Below are 506 nucleotides of genomic sequence, written 5' to 3' on the forward strand. Positions count from 1 at the left end.
TCACTCATGGTAACACCGGCACGTTTCACCAGCGTGGTGCCTTCATCCACTTTGGATACTGAGTCATCGATCAGGCCCTTGATCTCCTTGGCGGCAGACGCGGAGCGCTGTGCCAGCGTGCGCACTTCGGTGGCGACCACGGCAAAACCGCGACCTTGTTCACCGGCACGCGCCGCTTCGACGGCGGCATTTAACGCCAGAATATTGGTCTGGAAGGCGATGCTGTCAATCACCCCGATGATGTCCACCACTTTACGCGACGAGCCGTTGATGGAATCCATGGTATTCACCACTTGTTTAACCACAGCACCACCGCGAACAGCGACGTCGGAGGCAGACTGCGCCAACGCATTGGCGTTGCGGGCATTCTCTGCGTTGTTATGTACCGTCGAGGTGAGTTGTTCCATCGCGGCGGCGGTTTCCTGCAACGCGCTGGCTTGCGATTCGGTGCGTGATGACAGGTCTTCGTTACCGGATGCAATTTGCATCGATGCGGTAGTGATGGA

General features: G+C 57.7%; 1 protein-coding gene. It reads right to left on the bottom strand.

All coding sequences use genetic code 11. From position 1 onward, the window contains the following. Positions 1–506, bottom strand: a 506-nt coding sequence (locus J5224_RS35435) for a methyl-accepting chemotaxis protein (protein WP_264629442.1), incomplete at both ends; no start/stop codon positions are given.

Source organism: Candidatus Symbiopectobacterium sp. NZEC135, from assembly GCF_025962695.1.